This is a genomic window from Bacillus pumilus, assembly GCF_003431975.1.
GTDB lineage: Bacteria > Bacillota > Bacilli > Bacillales > Bacillaceae > Bacillus > Bacillus pumilus_N.
In genome coordinates this window covers 2588211-2611914 of the sequence record NZ_CP027116.1, presented here as the reverse complement: position 1 = coordinate 2611914, position 23704 = coordinate 2588211, and the positions used below count along the sequence as shown (strand labels likewise).

At 37.1% G+C, this 23704-nt stretch carries 11 protein-coding genes; all 11 read left to right on the top strand.

Features of this window, described 5'->3' with window-relative positions:
- The first annotated feature begins 26 nt into the window (after nt 1-26).
- The 11 genes from C5695_RS20935 (at nt 27) to mreD (ending at nt 23668) form a co-directional block, all read left to right on the top strand.
- Nucleotides 27-4862, top strand: a complete 4836-nt coding sequence (locus C5695_RS20935) for an amino acid adenylation domain-containing protein (protein ID WP_423749852.1) — start codon at nt 27-29, stop codon at nt 4860-4862.
- The gene (locus tag C5695_RS13545; RefSeq protein ID WP_117731172.1) at nt 4859-15091 is read left to right on the top strand and encodes a non-ribosomal peptide synthetase; all 10233 of its coding nucleotides are present in this window, start codon (nt 4859-4861) and stop codon (nt 15089-15091) included. Before C5695_RS20935 ends, C5695_RS13545 begins: the two co-directional genes overlap by 4 nt.
- Before the next feature lie 97 nt (nt 15092-15188).
- The gene (locus C5695_RS13540; RefSeq protein ID WP_117731171.1) at nt 15189-16400 is read left to right on the top strand and encodes a cytochrome P450 family protein; all 1212 of its coding nucleotides are present in this window, start codon (nt 15189-15191) and stop codon (nt 16398-16400) included.
- Between the two features lie 32 nt (nt 16401-16432).
- Nucleotides 16433-16678 (top strand): DUF3951 domain-containing protein, encoded by a 246-nt coding sequence (locus C5695_RS13535; protein ID WP_035390988.1) that lies wholly within the window; start codon nt 16433-16435, stop codon nt 16676-16678.
- Between the two features lie 1060 nt (nt 16679-17738).
- Nucleotides 17739-18470: a prepilin peptidase gene (locus C5695_RS13530; protein ID WP_117731170.1), complete on the top strand. Its 732-nt coding sequence runs from the start codon at nt 17739-17741 to the stop codon at nt 18468-18470.
- Nucleotides 18471-18626: 156 nt separating this feature from the next.
- Nucleotides 18627-19646, top strand: coding sequence for an SPOR domain-containing protein (locus C5695_RS13525; protein ID WP_117731169.1), 1020 nt, complete (start codon nt 18627-18629; stop codon nt 19644-19646).
- A 177-nt stretch (nt 19647-19823) separates the two neighbouring features.
- A complete protein-coding gene (locus C5695_RS13520; protein WP_117731168.1) occupies nt 19824-20393 on the top strand; it encodes a Maf family protein in 570 nt (189 codons plus the stop codon).
- A 48-nt stretch (nt 20394-20441) separates the two neighbouring features.
- Nucleotides 20442-21116, top strand: a complete 675-nt coding sequence (gene radC, locus C5695_RS13515) for a RadC family protein (RefSeq protein ID WP_034620589.1) — start codon at nt 20442-20444, stop codon at nt 21114-21116.
- Between the two features lie 90 nt (nt 21117-21206).
- Nucleotides 21207-22226 carry a rod shape-determining protein gene (locus C5695_RS13510; protein ID WP_012010766.1) on the top strand — a complete coding sequence of 340 codons (1020 nt, stop codon included), beginning with the start codon at nt 21207-21209 and terminating at the stop codon, nt 22224-22226.
- Nucleotides 22227-22253: 27 nt separating this feature from the next.
- Nucleotides 22254-23153 carry a rod shape-determining protein MreC gene (gene mreC / locus C5695_RS13505; RefSeq protein WP_117731167.1) on the top strand — a complete coding sequence of 300 codons (900 nt, stop codon included), beginning with the start codon at nt 22254-22256 and terminating at the stop codon, nt 23151-23153.
- Nucleotides 23150-23668: a rod shape-determining protein MreD gene (mreD, locus tag C5695_RS13500; protein ID WP_117731166.1), complete on the top strand. Its 519-nt coding sequence runs from the start codon at nt 23150-23152 to the stop codon at nt 23666-23668. Before mreC ends, mreD begins: the two co-directional genes overlap by 4 nt.
- The last annotated feature ends 36 nt before the right edge of the window (nt 23669-23704 follow it).

Below are 23704 nucleotides of genomic sequence, written 5' to 3'. Positions count from 1 at the left end.
CTCCAATTAATGATATACAGGAAAAAGTGTTACAAGAAGGCCAAACTCCTTCCGAAGAGTTGGTGGTGACGGTTTGGGAACAAATATTGGGAATAAGAGGTATTAAACGAGATGATTCCTTCTTCGATTTAGGGGGGCATTCATTATTAGCAACACAAGTTATATCTCGTTTGCAAGAAGTGTTCGGAATGTCCATCCCATTAAAGGAACTATTTGAGCATTCTACAGTGGAAGAACTAGCCAAACGTTTAGAGGATCTTCGTGGAAGAAGTATCTCTAGTGAGATTCCATCGTTAATTCGAGTAGAGAGAGGATCTGTTGTACCGTTATCCTATGCTCAACAGCGTTTATGGTTTTTTGATCGCTTAGTACCTAATAGTTCATTGTATAATATTCCGGCTGTCTGGCGTTTACAGGGAGAGTGGTCTCCACGTGCGTTAGAAAATAGTTTAAATACTTTAATCAGTCGTCACGAGATTTTACGTACCACTATCACAGAAAAAGATGGAGAAGCTTTTCAAAATATTGCTTCTTCTCATTTAAGAACGTTGTCGAGAACAGATTTGGTACATCTTTCGAAAGAAGAGAAAGAGCAGACGATGCAAGAATTGGTTCAAAGAGAAGCTGAGACACCGTTTGATTTAGAGACAAGTCCTCTATTGAGAGTCCAACTAATTAAAATGCAAGAAAACGAATGGGTTTTAGCCTGTATCATGCATCATATTATTTCAGACGGATGGTCCATGAATGTATTTTTAAGAGAGTGGATGATGTTATATGAAGGAGAAGTAAAAGGTCAACCTGAAAGGTTACCGGATCTTCCTATTCAATATGCAGATTATGCGGAATGGCAGCGGAAGTGGCTTGATAATGAAGTGTTAGATAAACAGTTAAGTTATTGGAAGGAAGAGTTAAAAGGAGACCTGCCGGTCCTCCAATTGCCAACAGATCGGCCACGTCCATCTGTTCAAACTTATGCAGGAGCAATGTATCAATTTATACTACCAACTGGAGTGGTAGAACAAATTGAGGCCGTAAGCCGCCAAGAGGGAACGACAGTGTTTATGACCTTACTCGCTGCATATCAAGGTTTCCTATCTCGTTATACTGGTCAGGATGATATATTAGTTGGAAGTCCTATTGCTAATCGACATTATAAAGAGACCGAAGGGCTAATTGGCTTCTTTGCCAATACGTTGGTGTATCGAACTCAATTTGATGAAACTTCTACATTCCGAGATGTTTTACGGACAGTGAGAACTAAAGCATTGAAAGCTTATGAACACCAAGATGTACCATTTGAAAAAATAGTAGAAGAAGTACAGCCGGAACGAAGTACTAGTCATTCACCACTTTTCCAAACTATGTTTACTATCAATAATGAGGAAAAGGATCTTCTAAATATAGATGATTTGAATATTAGAGGATTAGATTTTTTACAAAACTCTTTTGCCAAATTTGATTTAACTGTGGCAATGGAAAGAAGGAAGGAAGGTTTGATAACAGCTTTTGAGTACAATACAGATTTATTTGATAAGTCTACAGTTGAACGGATGGCTAATCACTTTAAATATTGGTTAACTGAAATTACACGTTTACCAGAGGAGCCATTAAACAACCTTTCGCTCCTTTCCAAAGAGGAACAAGATGAGATAGTTATAGAATGGAATCAAACAGATGCAGATTATCCGAAAGATAAGGTTATTCAAGATTTATTTGATGCTCAAGTTCAAGAAAATCCGGATGCCATCGCGGTAGTATATGAAGACGAAGAATGGAGCTATAAAGAGGTTCAGGAACAAGCCAATCAATTAGCTCATTATCTTCAAAAACGAGGAATAGGTCCAGAATCCCTAGTGGGATTATGTGTGGAACGTTCTCCGAAAATGATTGTTGGATTACTAGGGATTCTCAAAGCCGGAGGCGCTTATGTCCCATTAGATCCAGCGTATCCGAAGAAACGTCTTCAATACATTCTTGAAGATGCAGGCATTCAAATATTGGTAACAGAATCGCATCTTACAAATTGGCTATCATCGGATGTTGAGAGGATTTGTTTAGATGAAAATTCTCAAGAAATCAGAAATGAGCCTATCACTACACCTGTTCATGGAGTAACACCAGAAAACTTAGCGTATGTTATCTATACATCAGGTTCTACTGGAAAACCAAAAGGGGTAATGGTTGAACATCGTTCATTATTGAACTTAATCTTTTGGCATCAAAAAAAATATCATGTGACTAACAAAGATCGAGCAACTCAAATTGCTGGAACAGCATTTGATGCATCGGTATGGGAGATATGGCCGTATCTAAGTGTGGGAGCAAGTTTATATTTACCAAATAACCAAATTCGTACAGATGTGAAGGCTTTAAAAGAATGGTTTATTAAACAACAAATTACTATTAGTTTTTTACCGACTCCTTTAGTTAAACAACTATTAACTATGAAATGGAAAGATAAAATAAAATTAAAGTATATTTTAACAGGTGGAGAACAACTTACCCATTGTCCTAATAAAGAATTACCATTCTATCTATGTAACCATTATGGGCCTACTGAAAATACAGTTGTAGCAACGGCTAGTAATTCAATAAATAAATCCATCGGGAAAATCCCGTCAATTGGAAAACCTATTTTTAATACTCAGTTATATGTATTAGATAAATATGGTCAACCAGTTCCGGTTGGAGTAATAGGTGAACTTTATATTGGAGGTCAGAGCTTAGCACGTGGTTATCTAAATCGACCGGAGCTAACAAAAGAGAGATTCTTACCTCATCCGTTTGATAAAACATCTGGAGATCGAGTATATCGAACAGGGGACTTGGTTCGATATTTACCAAATGGAGATTTAGAATTCATTGGACGTACTGACGATCAAGTGAAAATTCGAGGTTTTCGGATTGAATTAGGAGAAGTAGAGGCAACTTTAAATGACCTCCCTTCTATTCAAGAAGCTGTAGTAATTGTTCGAGAAGATGAGCCGGGTGATAAACGTCTAGTAGCTTATGTAGTTGGTGAGGAGACTCCTGCGGAGTGGCGTATAGCATTAAAAGAAAAGCTTCCAGCTTATATGGTGCCAGCACACTTTGTGAAGATGGAAGTCTTCCCTTTAACACCAAATGGAAAAGTAGACCGTAAGGTATTACCACATCCTGGACAAGTAGAAAAGGAAGGGGAATATGTAGCACCTCAAAATGAACGTGAAGAGTTGTTGGCTTCCATTTGGGAACAAGTTCTAGGTGTTGAAAACATCGGTATCCATGATAATTTCTTTGAAAGTGGAGGAGACTCTATTCTTAGTATTCAAATTATTGCTAGGGCAAATGAAATAGGTTTATATTTAACACCAAAACAAATATTTGAACATCAGACTATTGCTGAACTAGCACGAGTAGTAGAGGAGACGAAAAAGATTTATAGTAACCAAGGAATAGTGACGGGAGAAGTCTTATTGACTCCTATTCAACATTGGTTTTTTGAACAAAAACATTCAAATCCTCACCATTGGAATCAGTCTATGTTCTTGCGAACTAAAAAGGCTCTAGATGTAGGAGTACTAGATAAGGCACTTAAGGTTTTGATAAAACACCATGATGCTTTACGTCTTCGTTATCAGCGTACATCAGATCTTGAATGGTCGCAGGTCAATACTGGAATAGAGAATTTGGTTTCTAGCGAGGTCATTTCAGTAAGAATTGAAGAAGATAAAGGAAAAGAAGAGAGAATCTATGAAACAATAAAACAAGCCCAATCTACTTTAAATCTTCAAGATGGGCCAATTATGAAAATAATATATTTTGAGGACAAAGCACATCAAGAAGGACGACTTTTCTGGGGAATTCATCATTTAGTGGTAGATGGAGTTTCTTGGCGTATTCTCTTAGAGGATCTTCAAAATGTTTATAATCAACTAGTCCATGGAGAAGAGATTGAATTGCCGGCTAAAACGACATCGTATAAAGAATGGGCTTCTCATCTAGTAACGTATAGTGAAAATATACCAAAAGGAATTCAGGATTATTGGATAGAACAGGCGTCTAAAAAGACCGAAGGTTTACCAATGGATTACCAAATTGATCATTCAATAGAGGAAACTACAGAACAAATTACAGTTTCGTTAAATAAAAAAGATACAAAAGCATTGTTAACAGATATAACATCAACTTATCGAGCGCATATAAATGAAATATTACTAACAGCTTTAGTACAAGCAACAAAACAAATTACTGGGAAGCCGTCTTTATCAATTGATTTAGAAGGACATGGACGAGAGGAAATTATAGAAGGAATTGATGTTTCTAGAACAGTAGGATGGTTTACCAGCATATATCCGGTTCACCTAGATATTAAAGGGACAGAGACACCAATAGAGTCTCTTCGAACTGTTAAAGAGCAGTTACGTAAGGTGCCAAATAAAGGGGTGGATTATGGTATTCTTCGATACCTTAATCAAGAAGTGGGAGACCTTCTTCAACTTCAAAAACAGCCTTCAATTAGTTTCAACTATCTAGGTCAATTTAATCAAGAGGTCAACAGAGAAGCCTTATTTAAGACAGGAATGGAATTAACCAATGACAATTATGATCAAGACACAAAACGCGGGCATCTAATTGATGTAGTAGGAATAGTAAAAGAGGGAAAATTAGAATTTACTTGGCTTTATAGTAGGAAACAATTTGAATTTGATAGTATAAAGTCTTTAGCTGATTTGATGCTTTCCGTTCTACATTCAATTATAGACTCTTCTTATAGAGAGATAGCATATACCACTTCAGACTTTCCTGAGGCTGATCTTTCAGAAAATAGTTTTGCTAAAGTATTATCAAAACTAACTAAGAAAAGAGGGATAAAATGAATAATATTAAAGATATGTATAAGATGTCGCCTCTCCAAGAAGGAATTTTGTTTCATTCCTTATATGATAAAGAAAATAGCGATTCCTTACCTTATATTAACCAAACAAGCTTTCTTATTAAGGGCCCTTTAAAACTTGCTTATTTCAGGAAATCTTGGGGATATATTGTTGATAGATATGAGATTTTTCATACTATGTTTTTATGGGAGGAGATAGATAATCCCTTACAAGTAGTTTTAAAAAGCACAAAATTTAACGTTAATTTTCAGGATTGGACTTCATATTCTATAGACGAACAAAAAGAAAAATTAAAAACTTTTTTAAAAGCTGATCGTAGAAGAAAATTTTCTTTAGAAGAAGCTCCGTTAATGAGAGTAACTGTATTGCAGCTTTCAATAGATGAATTTAGAGTTGTTTGGACTCATCATCATTTGATATTAGATGGTTGGGGAGCATCCATAGTTATAAATGAATTATTTAAGGTTTATGAAAATATGGTGAAAGGGAGGGATTGGGTATTAACTCAATCTCCTCCTTATAAAAATTATATACGTTGGATTAGACAGCAAGATAAGGCGCAAGCAGAGGCTTTTTGGAGAAAAGAATTAGAAGGTATCACTTCTCCTACACCATTTGGTTCAGTGGGAGATAAGAAGAAGCAACACCAAGGATATAGTCAAAGTATTTATCATTTATCACAAGAGGAAACACAGGTACTTCAAAAATGGGCAAGAAAGAATCAACTTACTCTGAACACTTTAGTCCAAGGTGCTTGGGGATATTTATTAAGCAAATATAGTGGAGAAGAAGATGTATTATTTGGAGTGACAAGCTCGGGAAGACCGACAGATCTACCGGGTGTAGAAAAAATGGTAGGGCTCTTTATCAATACATTGCCAGTACGAGTACAAGTATCAGGTGAAACAAAGGTAGTGAATTGGTTAAAAGATCTTCAAGTAAAAGACAGTAAACGTCGACAATATGAGTATACCTCATTAACTGACATTCAAGGGTGGAGTAAAATCCCACGAGGGATTTCGATGTTTAATACTTTATATGTTTTTGAAAACTATCCTGTACAGGAACAAAGTTTTGATAATGAATTACTTATTTTAGGTTTTGATGGATTGGAACAAACAAATTATTCACTAACTTTAGCAGTTATTCCAGACGAACAATTAACTCTAAAACTAATGTACGACTTAAGGTATTTTGAAAAAGAGACAATTAATCATCTATATAATCACCTAGTTGAAGTTCTTAAACAAATAACGGAAGATTCTCCGCAGAAGAAACTGAATGAACTGATGTATTTAACAGATAGAGAGCGAAATCAATTGGTTGTAGAATGGAATCAAACGAATGTTGAATACCCTCAGGATTTATTAATTCAGGATCTATTTGAGTCTCAAGTTCAGGAAAATCCAGATGCCATCGCGGTAGTATATGAAGACGAAGAGTGGAGCTATAAAGAGGTTCAGGAACAAGCTAACCAATTAGCTCATTATCTTCAAAAACGAGGAGTAGGTCCAGAATCCCTAGTGGGATTATGTGTGGAACGTTCTCCGAAAATGATTGTTGGATTACTAGGGATTCTCAAAGCTGGAGGCGCTTATGTCCCACTAGATCCAGCATATCCGGAGAAACGTCTTCAATACATTCTTGAAGATGCAGGTATTCAAATATTGGTGACAGAATCGCATCTTACAGAGTGGGTATCATCGGATGTTGAGAGGATTTGTTTAGATGAAAATTCTCATGAAATCAGAAATGAGCCTATCACTACACCTATCCATGGAATATCACTAGAAAACTTAGCGTATGTTATCTATACATCAGGTTCTACTGGAAAACCAAAAGGGGTAATGGTTGAACATCGTTCATTATTGAACTTAATCTTTTGGCATCAAAAAAAATATCATGTGACTAACAAAGATCGAGCAACTCAAATTGCTGGAACAGCATTTGATGCATCGGTATGGGAGATATGGCCGTATCTAAGTGTGGGAGCAAGTTTATATTTACCAAATAACCAAATTCGTACAGATGTGAAGGCTTTAAAAGAATGGTTTATTAAACAACAAATTACTATTAGTTTTTTACCAACTCCGCTAACCGAAAGAATCTTAAAACTTTCTTGGCCACAAAGTGTCGCCTTGAAAGCTTTGTTAACAGGTGGAGATCAATTAAGGGTGTTTCCTTCAGAGAATCTTCCATTTGAGGTTTTTAATCACTATGGACCAACTGAGAATACTGTGGTAGCTACAGCTAGTGAAGCTTTAAAAGATGATGATATAAGCGGAAATCGCCCTGCAATAGGAAAACCAGTGTCTAATACACAGGTTTATGTATTAGATAAAAATTCCCAACTGATTTCTAAAGGGGGAGTGGGAGAACTTTATGTAGGAGGATCTGGCCTAGCACGTGGTTATTTAAATCGACCTAAGTTAACAGCTGAACGCTTTATACCGCATCCTTTTAGTGATGAACCAGGAGCTCGTTTATATCGTACAGGGGATCTAGTACGTTATCTTCCAGATGGTAATTTAGAGTTTGTAGGCCGAGCAGATGATCAAGTGAAAATTCGAGGTTTTCGGATTGAATTAGGAGAGGTAGAGGCAACCTTAAATGCCCTCCCTTCTATTCAAGAAGCTGTAGTAATTGTTCGAGAAGATGAGTCAGGTGAAAAACGTCTAGTAGCTTATGTAGTAGGTGAGGGAACTACAAAAGAATGGCGAAAGGCTCTAAAAGACAAGTTACCGGGTTATATGGTACCGGCTCATTTTATCAAAATGGAAGCTTTACCTATAACACCAAATGGAAAGATAGACCGTAAGGTCTTACCAACTCCAATTAATGATATACAGGAAAAAGTGTTACAAGAAGGCCAAACTCCTTCCGAAGAGTTGGTGGTGACGGTTTGGGAACAAATATTGGGAATAAGAGGTATTAAACGAGATGATTCCTTCTTCGATTTAGGGGGGCATTCATTATTAGCAACACAAGTTATATCTCGTTTGCAAGAAGTGTTTGGAATGTCCATCCCATTAAAGGAACTATTTGAGCATTCTACAGTGGAAGAACTAGCCAAACGTTTAGAGGATCTTCGTGGAAGAAGTATCTCTAGTGAGATTCCATCGTTAATTCGAGTAGAGAGAGGATCTGTTGTACCGTTATCCTATGCTCAACAGCGTTTATGGTTTTTTGATCGCTTAGTACCTAATAGTTCATTGTATAATATTCCGACTGTCTGGCGTTTACAGGGAGAGTGGTCTCCACGTGCGTTAGAAAATAGTTTAAATACTTTAATCAGTCGTCACGAGATTTTACGTACCACTATCACAGAAAAAGATGGAGAAGCTTTTCAAAATATTGCTTCTTCTCATTTAAGAACGTTGTCGAGAACAGATTTGGTACATCTTTCGAAAGAAGAGAAAGAGCAGACGATGCAAGAATTGGTTCAAAGAGAAGCTGAGACACCGTTTGATTTAGAGACAAGTCCTCTATTGAGAGTCCAACTAATTAAAATGCAAGAAAACGAATGGGTTTTAGCCTGTATCATGCATCATATTATTTCAGACGGATGGTCCATGAATGTATTTTTAAGAGAGTGGATGATGTTATATGAAGGAGAAGTAAAAGGTCAACCTGAAAGGTTACCGGATCTTCCTATTCAATATGCAGATTATGCGGAATGGCAGCGGAAGTGGCTTGATAATGAAGTGTTAGATAAACAGTTAAGTTATTGGAAGGAAGAGTTAAAAGGAGACCTGCCGGTCCTCCAATTGCCAACAGATCGGCCACGTCCATCTGTTCAAACTTATGCAGGAGCAATGTATCAATTTATACTACCAACTGGAGTGGTAGAACAAATTGAGGCCGTAAGCCGCCAAGAGGGAACGACAGTGTTTATGACCTTACTCGCTGCATATCAAGGTTTCCTATCTCGTTATACTGGTCAGGATGATATATTAGTTGGAAGTCCTATTGCTAATCGACATTATAAAGAGACCGAAGGGCTAATTGGCTTCTTTGCCAATACGTTGGTGTATCGAACTCAATTTGATGAAACTTCTACATTCCGAGATGTTTTACGGACAGTGAGAACTAAAGCATTGAAAGCTTATGAACACCAAGATGTACCATTTGAAAAAATAGTAGAAGAAGTACAGCCGGAACGAAGTACTAGTCATTCACCACTTTTCCAAACTATGTTTACGATGCAAAATGCTTTTGAAACTTTTGATATCCGGATGTCTAATCGACATATTGAAAATATAAATATTCATACATCTGTATCGAAATTTGATTTAACAGTAACAGTTGAAAAACAGAAAGAAGGCCTTTTAACGGCTTTTGAGTATAATACAGATTTATTTGATAAGTCTACAGTTGAACGGATGGCTAATCACTTTAAATATTGGTTAACTGAAATTACACGTTTACCAGAGGAGCCATTAAGCAACCTTTCGCTCCTTTCCAAAGAGGAACAAGATGAGATAGTTATAGAATGGAATCAAACAGATGCAGATTATCCGAAAGATAAGGTTATTCAAGATTTATTTGATGCTCAAGTTCAAGAAAATCCGGATGCCATCGCGGTAGTATATGAAGACGAAGAATGGAGCTATAAAGAGGTTCAGGAACAAGCCAATCAATTAGCTCATTATCTTCAAAAACGAGGAGTAGGTCCAGAATCCCTAGTGGGATTATGTGTAGAACGTTCTCCAAAAATGATTGTTGGATTACTAGGGATTCTCAAAGCCGGAGGCGCTTATGTCCCGCTAGATCCAGCATATCCGGAGAAACGTCTTCAATACATTCTTGAAGATGCAGGCATTCAAATATTGGTGACAGAATCGCATCTTACAAAGTGGGTATCATCGGATGTTGAGAGGATTTGTTTAGATAAAAATTCTCAAGAAATCAGAAATGAGCCTATCACTACACCTGTTCATGGAGTAACACCAGAAAACTTGGCGTATGTCATCTATACATCAGGTTCTACTGGAAAACCAAAAGGAATTTTAACTTGCCATCTAAATGTAATAACCACTATCTGTAATAATGGTTACCTTAATATAAATGATGAAGATACAATATTGCAACTAGCAAATTATGCATTTGATGGGTCGGTTTTTGAAATCTTCACATCTTTATTTAATGGCGCTAGATTAATAATAGCCTCTCAAAGTCAGGCTCTAAACATTGAAGAGTTATCTATTTTAATATCAAGCCAAAATATAACGGTAACTTTTATGACTACAGCGTTGTTTAATAATTTAGTTGATTTTAATGTCTGTTGTTTCGAAAAAACAAGAAAAGTATTGTTTGGTGGAGAAAAAGTATCGGAATATCATGTTATAAGGGCAATGGAAAGGCTGGGTGAAAATCGTTTAGTTCATGTGTATGGACCAACTGAGAGCACAGTTTTTACTACACATTATACCATTACACAAAATTATGAAAAACCAGCTACATTCCCCATAGGGCAGCCTTTAAATAACACTCAGGTCTATGTTTTAAATAAGACTAAGGTTCTGCAACCTGTTGGAGTAATTGGAGAACTTTATGTAGGAGGATCTGGCTTAGCACGTGGTTATTTAAATCGACCTAAGTTAACAGCTGAACGCTTTATACCGCATCCTTTTAGTGATGAACCAGGAGCTCGTTTATACCGTACAGGGGATCTAGTACGTTATCTTCCAGATGGTAATTTAGAGTTTGTAGGCCGAGCAGATGATCAAGTGAAAATTCGAGGTTTTCGGATTGAATTAGGAGAGGTAGAGGCAACCTTAAATGCCCTCCCTTCTATTCAAGAAGCTGTAGTAATTGTTCGAGAAGATGAGTCAGGTGAAAAACGTCTAGTAGCTTATGTAGTAGGTGAGGGAACTACAAAAGAATGGCGAAAGGCTCTAAAAGACAAGTTACCGGGTTATATGGTACCGGCTCATTTTATCAAAATGGAAGCTTTACCTATAACACCAAATGGAAAGATAGACCGTAAGGTCTTACCAACTCCAATTAATGATATACAGGAAAAAGTGTTACAAGAAGGCCAAACTCCTTCCGAAGAGTTGGTGGTGACGGTTTGGGAACAAATATTGGGAATAAGAGGTATTAAACGAGATGATTCCTTCTTCGATTTAGGGGGGCATTCATTATTAGCAACACAAGTTATATCTCGTTTGCAAGAAGTGTTTGGAATGTCCATCCCATTAAAGGAACTATTTGAGCATTCTACAGTGGAAGAACTAGCCAAACGTTTAGAGGATCTTCGTGGAAGAAGTATCTCTAGTGAGATTCCATCGTTAATTCGAGTAGAGAGAGGATCTGTTGTACCGTTATCCTATGCTCAACAGCGTTTATGGTTTTTTGATCGCTTAGTACCTAATAGTTCATTGTATAATATTCCGGCTGTCTGGCGTTTACAGGGAGAGTGGTCTCCACGTGCGTTAGAAAATAGTTTAAATACTTTAATCAGTCGTCACGAGATTTTACGTACCACTATCACAGAAAAAGATGGAGAAGCTTTTCAAAATATTGCTTCTTCTCATTTAAGAACGTTGTCGAGAACAGATTTGGTACATCTTTCGAAAGAAGAGAAAGAGCAGACGATGCAAGAATTGGTTCAAAGAGAAGCTGAGACACCGTTTGATTTAGAGACAAGTCCTCTATTGAGAGTCCAACTAATTAAAATGCAAGAAAACGAATGGGTTTTAGCCTGTATCATGCATCATATTATTTCAGACGGATGGTCCATGAATGTATTTTTAAGAGAGTGGATGATGTTATATGAAGGAGAAGTAAAAGGTCAACCTGAAAGGTTACCGGATCTTCCTATTCAATATGCAGATTATGCGGAATGGCAGCGGAAGTGGCTTGATAATGAAGTGTTAGATAAACAGTTAAGTTATTGGAAGGAAGAGTTAAAAGGAGACCTGCCGGTCCTCCAATTGCCAACAGATCGGCCACGTCCATCTGTTCAAACTTATGCAGGAGCAATGTATCAATTTATACTACCAACTGGAGTGGTAGAACAAATTGAGGCCGTAAGCCGCCAAGAGGGAACGACAGTGTTTATGACCTTACTCGCTGCATATCAAGGTTTCCTATCTCGTTATACTGGTCAGGATGATATATTAGTTGGAAGTCCTATTGCTAATCGACATTATAAAGAGACCGAAGGGCTAATTGGCTTCTTTGCCAATACGTTGGTGTATCGAACTCAATTTGATGAAACTTCTACATTCCGAGATGTTTTACGGACAGTGAGAACTAAAGCATTGAAAGCTTATGAACACCAAGATGTACCATTTGAAAAAATAGTAGAAGAAGTACAGCCGGAACGAAGTACTAGTCATTCACCACTTTTCCAAACTATGTTTACGATGCAAAATGCTTTTGAAACTTTTGATATCCGGATGTCTAATCGACATATTGAAAATATAAATATTCATACATCTGTATCGAAATTTGATTTAACAGTAACAGTTGAAAAACAGAAAGAAGGCCTTTTAACGGCTTTTGAGTATAATACAGATTTATTTGATAAGTCTACAGTTGAACGGATGGCTAATCACTTTAAATATTGGTTAACTGAAATTACACGTTTACCAGAGGAGCCATTAAGCAACCTTTCGCTCCTTTCCAAAGAGGAACAAGATGAGATAGTTATAGAATGGAATCAAACAGATGCAGATTATCCGAAAGATAAGGTTATTCAAGATTTATTTGATGCTCAAGTTCAAGAAAATCCGGATGCCATCGCGGTAGCATATGAAGACGAAGAATGGAGCTATAAAGAGGTTCAGGAACAAGCCAATCAATTAGCTCATTATCTTCAAAAACGAGGAGTAGGTCCAGAATCCCTAGTGGGATTATGTGTAGAACGTTCTCCAAAAATGATTGTTGGATTACTAGGGATTCTCAAAGCCGGAGGCGCTTATGTCCCGCTAGATCCAGCATATCCGGAGAAACGTCTTCAATACATTCTTGAAGATGCAGGCATTCAAATATTGGTGACAGAATCGCATCTTACAAAGTGGGTATCATCGGATGTTGAGAGGATTTGTTTAGATAAAAATTCTCAAGAAATCAAAAATGAACCTATTACTACCCCTGTTCATGGAGTAACACCAGAAAACTTAGCGTATGTCATCTATACGTCAGGTTCTACTGGAAAACCAAAAGGTGTTTTGTTAGAACTAAAAAGTTTGTGTAACCTAGCTTATGCTCAAATAAAGATTTTTAAAATCAATCACGAAAGTAAAGTATTACAGTTTGCTTCTTTTGCATTTGATGCAGCTGTTTCAGAGATATTTACCTCTTTTTTATCTGGAGCTACTTTAATTTTAGGAAAACAAGAAGAAATGTTGCCTGGAACAAGATTTATTAATCTTGTTGAAGAGAATAGAGTAACACATGCTACGTTACCGCCAGCTATATTAGCTAATTTAGATGAAAATAGATTTGATCACCTTAAGGTAATTATTTCGGCTGGATCAGCTTGTAATAAAGAGGTAGCTAAAAGGTGGGCAAAGAAATGTATCTTTATTAATGCCTATGGACCTACAGAAAATACTGTTTGTGCATCTGCTGGTGTTTATGAGGGAAAAGGAATACTAACTTTGGGGAAACCTATATCTAATACTCAGTTATATGTATTAGATAAATATGGTCAACCAGTTCCGGTTGGAGTAATAGGTGAACTTTATATTGGAGGTCAGAGCTTAGCACGTGGTTATCTAAATCGACCGGAGCTAACAAAAGAGAGATTCTTACCTCATCCGTTTGATAAAACATCTGGAGATCGAGTATATCGAACAGGGGACTTGGTTCGATATTTACCAAATGGAGATTTAGAATTCATTGGACGTACTGACGATCAAGTGAAAATTCGAGGTTTTCGGATTGAATTAGGAGAAGTAGAGGCAACTTTAAATGACCTCCCTTCTATTCAAGAAGCTGTAGTAATTGTTCGAGAAGATGAGCCGGGTGATAAACGTCTAGTAGCTTATGTAGTTGGTGAGGAGACTCCTGCGGAGTGGCGTATAGCATTAAAAGAAAAGCTTCCAGTTTATATGGTGCCAGCACACTTTGTGAAGATGGAAGTCCTCCCTTTAACGCCAAATGGAAAAATTGACAGGAGAAATCTGGAGAGTAATAGATTAAATTATGATCAACAGAGTGTTTATAAGCGCCCCCCTTGTGATTATACTGAGTATCAACTTCTAGAAATATGGAAAGAAATTTTAGATAGTGAATATATAGAAGTATATGATAACTTTTTTGAAATAGGAGGTCATTCCTTACTGGCTATAAAGTTATTATATCTTATACAAATTAGATTAAATAAAGAGTTAACTATGCCCAATCTATTTGAGAATCCAACAGTGCAATCTTTAGCTTCTCTGATTAAGAAAAAAGATAAGACAGAAAAAAATCTCGAATTAATTATTAAGTTGAGAGAATCTGATGGTGCTCCTTTCTTTTTCATTCATCCTGCAAGTGGCAATACTCTATGCTATATGGAACTTGCTAAACTTTTGGACAATGCTTGTTCTCTATATGGAATTAACTTTCCGTATGTTGAAGATAGATCTATGGAAAATATTAGATTGGAAGATTTGAGTAGGTTATATCTGAAAAAAATAAAAGAAATTCAGCCTAAAGGTCCTTACATGTTGGGCGGCTGGTCGATAGGAGGGCTTTTTGCATATGAGATAGCAAATCAACTAATTGAGCAGGGGGAGGAAGTATCTTTATTATCTTTAATAGATACGGCATTCCCAAGAGCAGAATATATCCTAAGTAAGGAAGAAAGCATTATACAGGTTCTAAACTCTATATCGGCACATTTAATTTTAGACCCTAATAAAGAAAAGGAAATCGCAGAGGTGACCTTTAAAAATCTAATAAATTCTCCTAAAATAAGACAAATGTTACCACCAGGTCTTGAAGTAGAGGATATAAAAACTTTAAGTAATATCTTTCATGCTAACACGAAGGTATCGGCTGAATATAAAATAGAAAAACAATATAGAGGTTTAATTTATTTTGAAGCTCAGGAAGGAACAAGACTAGGTAATAAGTGGAGTAGTTATCTAGAAGGAGATTTGAAAAATATTCAAGTGCCTGGCAAGCATGCGGAAATGATGGATTCTCCAAGTGTAAATATTATTGCAAACAAGTTAAAAGAAGAAATATTATCAGCTACTTATATCTAGTTAATTAATTCTATACTCTCAAGCTTTATAAAGCTTGAGAGTATAGAGCAGGTAATATTATGAATAAAAAGCAATTATATTGGAGGTTTTTAAGTTTATGTCAACGAATATTATGAAATTTAATCCTTTCTCACAAGAGTTTAAAGATAATCCTTTAGAAATATTAGATTTTTTCAGAAGGAAGGACCCAATACATTTTTTTCAATCTGAAGAGTTTGGTAATCAGAGAAGTTGGTTGATTACTAGATATGAAGATGCTGAATTACTTTTAAAAGACTCTAGATTAGTTGTAGATCCAAGAGGAATACTACCTGAAGAAGCTGAAAGGGGATTTTTTCCTACTCCTGAATTGAAGCTCTTGAGTGATAATTTATTGTCTAAAGATGGTGAGGATCACATGAGGCTCCGAAAACTTGTTCAGAAGGCTTTTACTCCTCAAATGATTTTAAAATTAACCAATCAAATAGAAGAGATTTGTAATGAGTTAGTGAACTCAATGGAGGGAAAAAAAACTATAGATTTAATGGAAGAGTATGCAAGACCTTTGCCTATTGCGGTTATTTCTAAAGTTTTAGGAGTACCTTCTGAAGATTATGATTTGTTTACTGAGTGGGCCAATGTGCTTACGGATAGTTCAGCTCAAAATTTAGAAATTATTACGCCTAAATTAAGGGAATTTATTTCATATTTGGATGGCATAATTGAAGAAAAAAGGAAATGTCAAACAGGAGATTTGATTTCAGAATTAGTAAAAGAGATTAATAATGATAAACTGCACAAAAGTGAATTATATTCTATGATTTTCTTTTTAATTGTGGCAGGATATGATACAACAGTTAATTTAATCGGAAATGGGATGTTGAATTTGCTGAGAAATCCAGTTGAATATACTTTCTTGAAGAATAATCCAGAAACAATAGAATCAGCTATAGAAGAATTATTGAGAACATCTAGTCCAATTCTTTTATCTAAAGGGAGATGGGCTAAGGAAAGTTTTGAATATAAAAGTTTTGAGATTTTGAAAGGGGATGTAGTTATTGTTTCTAACGCTGCGGCTAACCATGACCCAGTGAAGTTTGAAAATCCTTATAGTTTAAACTTGAAGAGAATAAATAATAAGCATCTTTCTTTTGGAAAAGGAGAACATCACTGTTTAGGAGCGTTTTTAGCTAGGTTAGAAAGTAAAATTGCCTTTTTAACATTAATAAATCGATTACCTACTATTGAGCTATCAGTTGATTTAAAAGAAATTATGTGGAGGGATTCACCAATGATACGTTCACTTGAAAAATTACCCATAACGATTTAGAATATACATAATCTTTTGAAAGGAGGGATAGCATGCTTATTATCAGTGGAGTACTTCTTTCTTTTTTGTTATTAATAGTTGTTTCAATAGTTGTAATCCTTTTTAAACGAATTATTTTAGGGAAAAGCATAGGTGTTTACTATACTCCCTTTGACAATATTACTGGAAACACCAGTATTGAATTTCATGAAGAGCAAAATGAAGAAGAAAATGAAGACGATCAAGGTGATGATAAGGATAAAAATAAAAAAGAAAACAGTAATGTATTAAAAAAATAATTAAGGCAGTCCAGATAATAAGGATATTCTGGTATGAAGTCAAACTTATTAGATAAGAAAAATTGTTTAGCTTTATATAGATTTATTATAGTTTGAATGTTTTCCAATTGAAATAAGTGAGTTTTAAATCTATTCTTACTAAACTAATTTATAAAGTCAAAATTAAATCTGTTAGACAAGATCTTAGAATTTATAATTTAAGCTGTTAGAATAGTGTAGAAAGTAATGTTCTGTTTTTAACAGTATCTCTTAAAGTTTCCTTTTTATCCATAATAATCTAAATGCAATTCCAAATGGAGTAACTTTATATCAGTAATATCTCAAACATGTTTAAATGTTGGATGACACTCCTTTTTTGATGAAGTATGTAGTTAAGAAATTGTACTAAGGTATCTGCAATTGCTTTATCGCTGTTTATTTAACATGATTCATTTTTTTATCAAGAAAATTAGTAATAGAGTAGTGAGGAATTATAATACCTCCCTGAATAAGAATAATAATTATATTTTGTGTATCAGGATTACCTTTTGTCTGTATATTTGAACATCTCTTTTGACGAATTTTATTGCTTGTTCACTAGAACATAAGTCGATAATTCCATATCAGCCAAATTTTAATAGTTATAGTAAGTGATTTGTAATTTCCTTTATTCTAAATGAAATGTATTTGAGATTATATGTTGAGTTAATTTAAGCACACTACAAAAAGTTCGAGGAACTAATTGCTTATACAAGATTAATTATAGGGAGATTTTATAAAAGAGGGGTAAGCTTCTATCTTGTGCTCTTTCTTGTTAGGATATTTGCTTTATTAACTTGTAATATTTGATCAAAAATTTGTGAGTTTGAAGGAAAAAGGGTTAGGCTATTAGTAACATTTTTTCTCAGATATCCGAAATCGTATTTTAAGGTAATCAAAAGACGCAATTTCTTCTATGTAATGAGCGTCTTTTTTCTTTTGAAATGTAAATGAGAGGGGAAATCACATTTTCATTAGGTGTTCAAGGTGAATCGCTATGGTACAATCCGGGATATTCTATTTCCGGAAGGGGTCACGATATATGATAGGCATTTTTGTGTTTCTTGCGGGCGTCACCATGGGGTCATTCTTTCATCTAGTCGGTGAAAGGCTGCCACTGAAGCGGTCTATTCTTTTTCCTCGTTCTCACTGCACAGCTTGTAAACAGCCGCTTTCCTTGCGCGAGATGATCCCGCTAGTTTCGTATGCTTTATTGAGGGGGACTTGTAAACATTGCGGCACTCGGCTGTCTTTGCTATATCCAATGGTTGAGCTGCTGTCAGGCAGTCTTTTTTTGCTCATATATAGAATCGCTGGTGTTTCGTTTGAAGGTCTTTTTCTTGTGATTATTTGTAGTTTATTTGTGATTGCTGTCGTGAGCGATCTCCTTTATATGAGGGTGCCAAACGAGCTGTTTCTCTTCTTTTTCCCTCTTTTCGTCATATACCGCATGCTTGAACCTCTACTTATTTGGTGGGAAGGAGCGGCTTCGCTTCTTTTTTGCTTTCTCTTGTTTTATAGTTTAGATCGTTTCAAGCCAAATAGCATGGGCGGAGCTGATATGAAACTGTTCGGAGTGCTTGCATTTTGCTTAGGATTCAAGCCATTCCTTCTCATTCTTTTTCTCTCGTGTATCGCTGGAATCGTCTATGCGAAGGTTTTTTCTTTTCGATTAGATGAGCCATTTCCTTTTGTTCCTGCGATCTCCTTTTCTTTTTGGCTGTATCTCTATGGAGCTCATGTCATGTTCCCGTTCGCCGGGTCGACCGGTTGAAAAAATTGGCGAACACTTTTTGACCCTGCCGACAAAAGTCTTGTTCTTTTTTTTTTCCGCTATGTTAAAGTGTGAAACAGAAAGAAGGACGGGTTACATTCGCGCTGATTCATTGGACAGAAAGGTCTTTCTTACAAACATGTCAGAAAGCGGGGAATGACAGTGAAAAAGAGGCAGGCAAAAAAACAAGGGCTCAAGGTCAATATTAATGGCAAGGAAGAAATACTACATGAGGATGATCATCAGCCGCCAAAGCAGCAAGAAGATCAATTGACGTTTTCGAATTGGGAGGAAAAAAGGCAGTCGGAACAGGAGACAGCAGCTTCTCAGGAAGATTCGTCTAAACCGAAAGAAGAAGATTTTCAGTGGGATGATGCAGCCGATCATATTTATCATTCTGATCCAAAGGTCGTCACGCCTTATCAAAAGAAAAAAGGCGCCTTTGATCAGAAGTTCGGTAAAAATCGCGGTCCTTTCAAGAGAGTGATGACAACGATTGTGTTTGCAGTGGTTCTTGGGACAGGCCTTGGGGTGTTTGCGCTTAGTTTAAGTCAAGATAGTACACCAAGTCCATCAGGAGGCGATATTAGTGTCTCGGCATCAGGATCTGGAAATCAATCCTCGATGAAAGCCGGAGGAGATGCGCCAAAAGCAAGTGCGACTGATGAATCAAAAGAGACCACAGGTGAAAAAAGTGCCTCTGGCAGTTTATCAACTTTCGTTGTACAGGCTGGGAAATTTTCTTCTGAAAAAGGAGCAGATGCCTTAGTTGGCAGTTTAAAAGATGCTGGGTATGCGGGTAAAAAGGTCTCAATGGATGATGGATATTATGTTATTGCTGGGCTTGCAACAGAGCAGGGAATGACAAGTGCTGTTGGGAAAAAACTGATCGACGAGCATTTTGAGGCGTGGGGAGGGAAGGAGCTTTCCTTCCAAGTACCGGATGAGTTGACTAGTTTAATAGAGAAGGCTTCGGTATTATCCTCTAAAGTGATAGCGGGCGATGATGTGGATAAACAGGAAGTTACACAGCTAATTTCTGAGCTTGAAAGTGCGAAAACAGAGGACGCATCGGCTAAAAGCAGTTTGCTGAAAGCTGTGCAGCTATTAAATGACCCAACTGCTGAAAACGGCTGGAAATCTCAGCAAGCACTGCTAGATCAATTAAATACGTAAAATCATTTTTTAAGAAACGAAACTAGTCAAAAAATGACTAGTTTTTTTCTTTTGCATCCAACATAATGATGAAGGTACATGAAAAATGAATTTTCGTAAATTGTCGGTAAGATGTGCATTTGATAGGATGAATGGGTATCTTACTTCTTAGGCTAAACCCTGAAAGGATGAACAAACATGAACCGATTGATTCTTGCATCTCAATCACCTAGAAGAAAAGAATTGCTTGATCTAGCAGGGTTTTCTTATGACATTCAAGCAAGTCATTTAAAAGAAGAAATAAATCGAAACCTTTCCCCTGCTGAGAACGTCCAATGGTTGGCAGAACAAAAAGCAAATGATATTCAAAGATTATATCCCAAAGCTGTGATCATTGCTGCAGATACAATTGTTGCAATTGACGGCAAATGTCTTGGGAAACCAAAAGACAAGAAAGAAGCGGCTTTCATGCTTCAATTATTGTCAGGAAAGACACATCAAGTCTTGACGGGTGTCACGATTCAGTCAGAGAATAGAAAAGAAACATTTTATGAACAGACAGAAGTGACATTTTGGACGCTGACTCAAAATGAAATAGACCGCTATATCGATTCGGGCGAACCACTTGATAAAGCGGGAAGCTATGGCATTCAAGGGAAAGGCGCACTGTTTGTTCAAAAAATAGATGGTGATTACTTTTCCGTTGTAGGTCTCCCTATTGCCAAAACAGTTAGAGTGCTTGAAACCTTTGGAATCACCCCTTTTTGAAGACAGGAAGGAATTCTAAAAGGAGTGGTCATCCTGAACGATTTCCCTATGCTGCTAAAGCATCTCCCTCATGATGAAAAACCGAGAGAACGATTTATCAAATATGGGCCCAGCAGTTTGTCAAATCATGAACTTGTTGCGATCCTTTTAAGAACAGGCACAAAAAAAGAGTCAGTTCTCCAAATTTCCGCAAGACTTCTGCAAACGTTTGGCGGCCTTCGCTCTGTAAAGGAAGCCTCTATTGAAGAAATGTCGAAAATTCGAGGAGTTGGGAAGGCAAAGGCAATTTCTCTTTTAGCTGCTTTAGAACTCGGCACTAGACTACACCATCAAACGACGGACAACCGCTATGTGATCCGCACACCAGAGGATGGGGCAAACTTTGTGATGGAAGATATGAGATTTTTGACACAGGAGAATTTCGTTTGTCTTTATCTTAATACAAAAAATCAAGTTCTTCATAAACATACCGTGTTTATTGGAAGCCTGAATTCATCAATCGTTCACCCGCGCGAAATTTTCAAAGAAGCCTTTAAACGATCGGCGGCTTCATTTATATGTGTGCACAACCATCCATCTGGAGATCCGACGCCTAGCAGGGAAGATATTGAAGTGACACAGCGACTTTTTGAATGTGGAAAGCTGATTGGAATACAGCTGCTTGATCATCTTGTCATAGGTGATCAAAAATTTGTGAGTTTGAAGGAAAAAGGGTATTTGTAACACTTTTTTTTTCAATGTTTTACGATATAATAGAGTTTATGAGTTTTTCCCTAAAGGGAATTTTGGTTTAAGAAAGGAAGATACATACATATGTTTGGAATTGGTACAAAAGACCTTGGAATAGATCTTGGAACAGCGAATACGCTCGTTTTTATTAAAGGAAAAGGCATTGTTGTAAGAGAACCTTCGGTCGTAGCTTTGGAAACTGATACGAAGTCTATAGTGGCGGTAGGAAATGACGCTAGAAATATGATTGGCCGTACACCTGGTAATGTTGTGGCACTACGCCCAATGAAAGACGGAGTCATTGCAGATTACGAGACGACAGCAACAATGATGAAATATTACATTAATCAAGCATTAAAAGGCAAAGGGCTTTTTGCTCGTAAACCTTACGTGATGGTATGCGTACCATCTGGAATTACAGCTGTAGAAGAGCGTGCAGTCATTGATGCAACAAGACAAGCTGGTGCACGTGACGCATACCCGATTGAAGAGCCTTTTGCTGCGGCGATCGGTGCTAACCTTCCTGTATGGGAGCCAACAGGAAGTATGGTTGTAGACATTGGCGGCGGAACAACAGAGGTAGCCATTATTTCTCTTGGCGGCATTGTGACATCACAATCGATCCGCGTGGCAGGAGACGAAATGGATGATGCGATCAGCAGCTATATCCGTAAAACGTATAACCTGATGATCGGTGACCGTACTTCAGAAGCCATTAAAATGGAAATCGGTTCTGCACAGCCTGACGTACATGATGAGATGGATATTCGCGGTCGTGACCTTTTAACAGGTCTGCCAAAAACAATCTCTATTACGGCAGATGAGATTGCAAAAGCGCTTCGCGATACGGTGGAAACAATTGTCGATGCGGTGAAAATGACACTTGAAAAAACTCCGCCTGAGCTGGCAGCAGATATTATGGATCGCGGAATCGTTTTAACTGGCGGCGGTGCATTGCTTCGTAATCTTGACAAAGTGATTAGTGATGAAACGAAGATGCCAGTCATTATTGCTGAAGACCCGCTTGACTGTGTGGCAATCGGTACAGGAAAAGCACTAGAGCATATTCATTTGTTCAAAGGAAAATCAAAAGACAATCGATAATCGGGCGTAAATAAAGAGGTGTAAGACATGCCGCAGTTTTTTATGAATAAAAGATTAATGTTGCTCCTTGTCTGTGTCATCGTACTGGTGGCCATGATTGGTTTTTCAGTGAAAAGCGGCAGAGGTGCTTCATGGCCGGAAAAATTAGTGGGGGATACGACAGGCTTTTTTCAAGGTGTCTTTCATAAACCATCACAATTTATTGCCGGTATTTATGGGAACGTACAAGATTTAAAGAACACATATGATGAAAACGAGCGTCTTCGAAAAAAACTTGATGGACAAACCCAATATGAGGCGAAACTTCAAGAATTAGAAGATGAGAACAAAAAGCTACGTAAACAGCTTGGATATGTGAACTCTATTCGTGATTATACGCCAATTCTATCAACGGTTATCGCAAGAAATCCGTCCCTTTGGGATAGCTTTGTGATGATTGATAAAGGGAAAAAGCAAGGCGTTGACAAAGATATGGCGGTCACAAATGAGAGTGGTGCGTTAATTGGGAAAATTGAAAGTGATAAGCTCAACAATTTTACTTCGACTGTAAGGTTGCTAAGCTCTACTGACCAAAATAATAGAATTTCAACGAAAATTTTTGCGAAAAAGGGCAAAGAAGAACTCAACGGAATTATTAACGGTTATGACAGTAAGAAAAAAATGCTGACAATGAATATTCTCAAATCTGACGCAGATGGAGATGTCAAAAAAGGAGATCTTGTTGAAACATCTGGAGCAGGGGGCGTATTCCCACAAGGCTTGACGATTGGTAAGGTGAGTGAAATCGAGCCAGATCATTACGGCCTGACAAAAATCATTTATGTAGAACCAGCGGCTGAGCTCAATAATTTAGACCGAGTGATTGTGGTGAACCGCAGCACAAGTATGGGAAATACATCTGAATTGACGAAGGAGGAAGGCTCGTGAGACGTGTCCTTCTTGCTTTCGTCATGTTGTTTATCTTCGTATTTGACAGCATTTTTGTTGATCTAGTGAAGCTCCCATTTGTTTCAGAAAATCAAATTTTAGCTCCTCATTTCATCTTACTTGCACTCGTATTTATGACGGCTTTTGTGAATCAGAAATATGGTGTGATATTCGGTTTTATCTTTGGACTTTTATATGATATTTCGTATACAGGCATACTTGGTGTTCATATGTTTGGCTTTGGAGCGCTTTGTTATTTGCTAGCGAAAGCCTTTAAAGTTCTGCAAACGAATATGCTAGTGGTCGTCTTTCTGTCGATTATTGCTGTTTCCGTGATGGAGTTTTATGTGTACGGCGTTCAAGCGACAATTCAACCAGAGATTATGCCGTTTAATACGTATGTCATCGAACGCTTTATTCCAACGATTCTTTTAAATACTGCTGCGTCTCTCATACTTGTTGTGCCGCTTAGGCTCTTTTTCATTCATATGAAACAAGGACTGATCGACGAATAAAAGCAGGAGTTTGTCCAATTACGGCGAAATGAGTAT

What these genes read in the sequence shown, in the direction of transcription:
- radC (WP_034620589.1), top strand. Translation starts at nt 20,442, where the DNA reads ATGCTGCTAAAGCATCTCCCTCATGATGAAAAACCGAGAGAACGATTT.
- C5695_RS13540 (WP_117731171.1), top strand. Translation starts at nt 15,189, where the DNA reads ATGTCAACGAATATTATGAAATTTAATCCTTTCTCACAAGAGTTTAAA.
- C5695_RS13530 (WP_117731170.1), top strand. Translation starts at nt 17,739, where the DNA reads ATGATAGGCATTTTTGTGTTTCTTGCGGGCGTCACCATGGGGTCATTC.
- C5695_RS13510 (WP_012010766.1), top strand. Translation starts at nt 21,207, where the DNA reads ATGTTTGGAATTGGTACAAAAGACCTTGGAATAGATCTTGGAACAGCG.
- C5695_RS13535 (WP_035390988.1), top strand. Translation starts at nt 16,433, where the DNA reads ATGCTTATTATCAGTGGAGTACTTCTTTCTTTTTTGTTATTAATAGTT.
- C5695_RS13520 (WP_117731168.1), top strand. Translation starts at nt 19,824, where the DNA reads ATGAACCGATTGATTCTTGCATCTCAATCACCTAGAAGAAAAGAATTG.
- C5695_RS13525 (WP_117731169.1), top strand. Translation starts at nt 18,627, where the DNA reads ATGACAGTGAAAAAGAGGCAGGCAAAAAAACAAGGGCTCAAGGTCAAT.
- mreC (WP_117731167.1), top strand. Translation starts at nt 22,254, where the DNA reads ATGCCGCAGTTTTTTATGAATAAAAGATTAATGTTGCTCCTTGTCTGT.
- C5695_RS13545 (WP_117731172.1), top strand. Translation starts at nt 4,859, where the DNA reads ATGAATAATATTAAAGATATGTATAAGATGTCGCCTCTCCAAGAAGGA.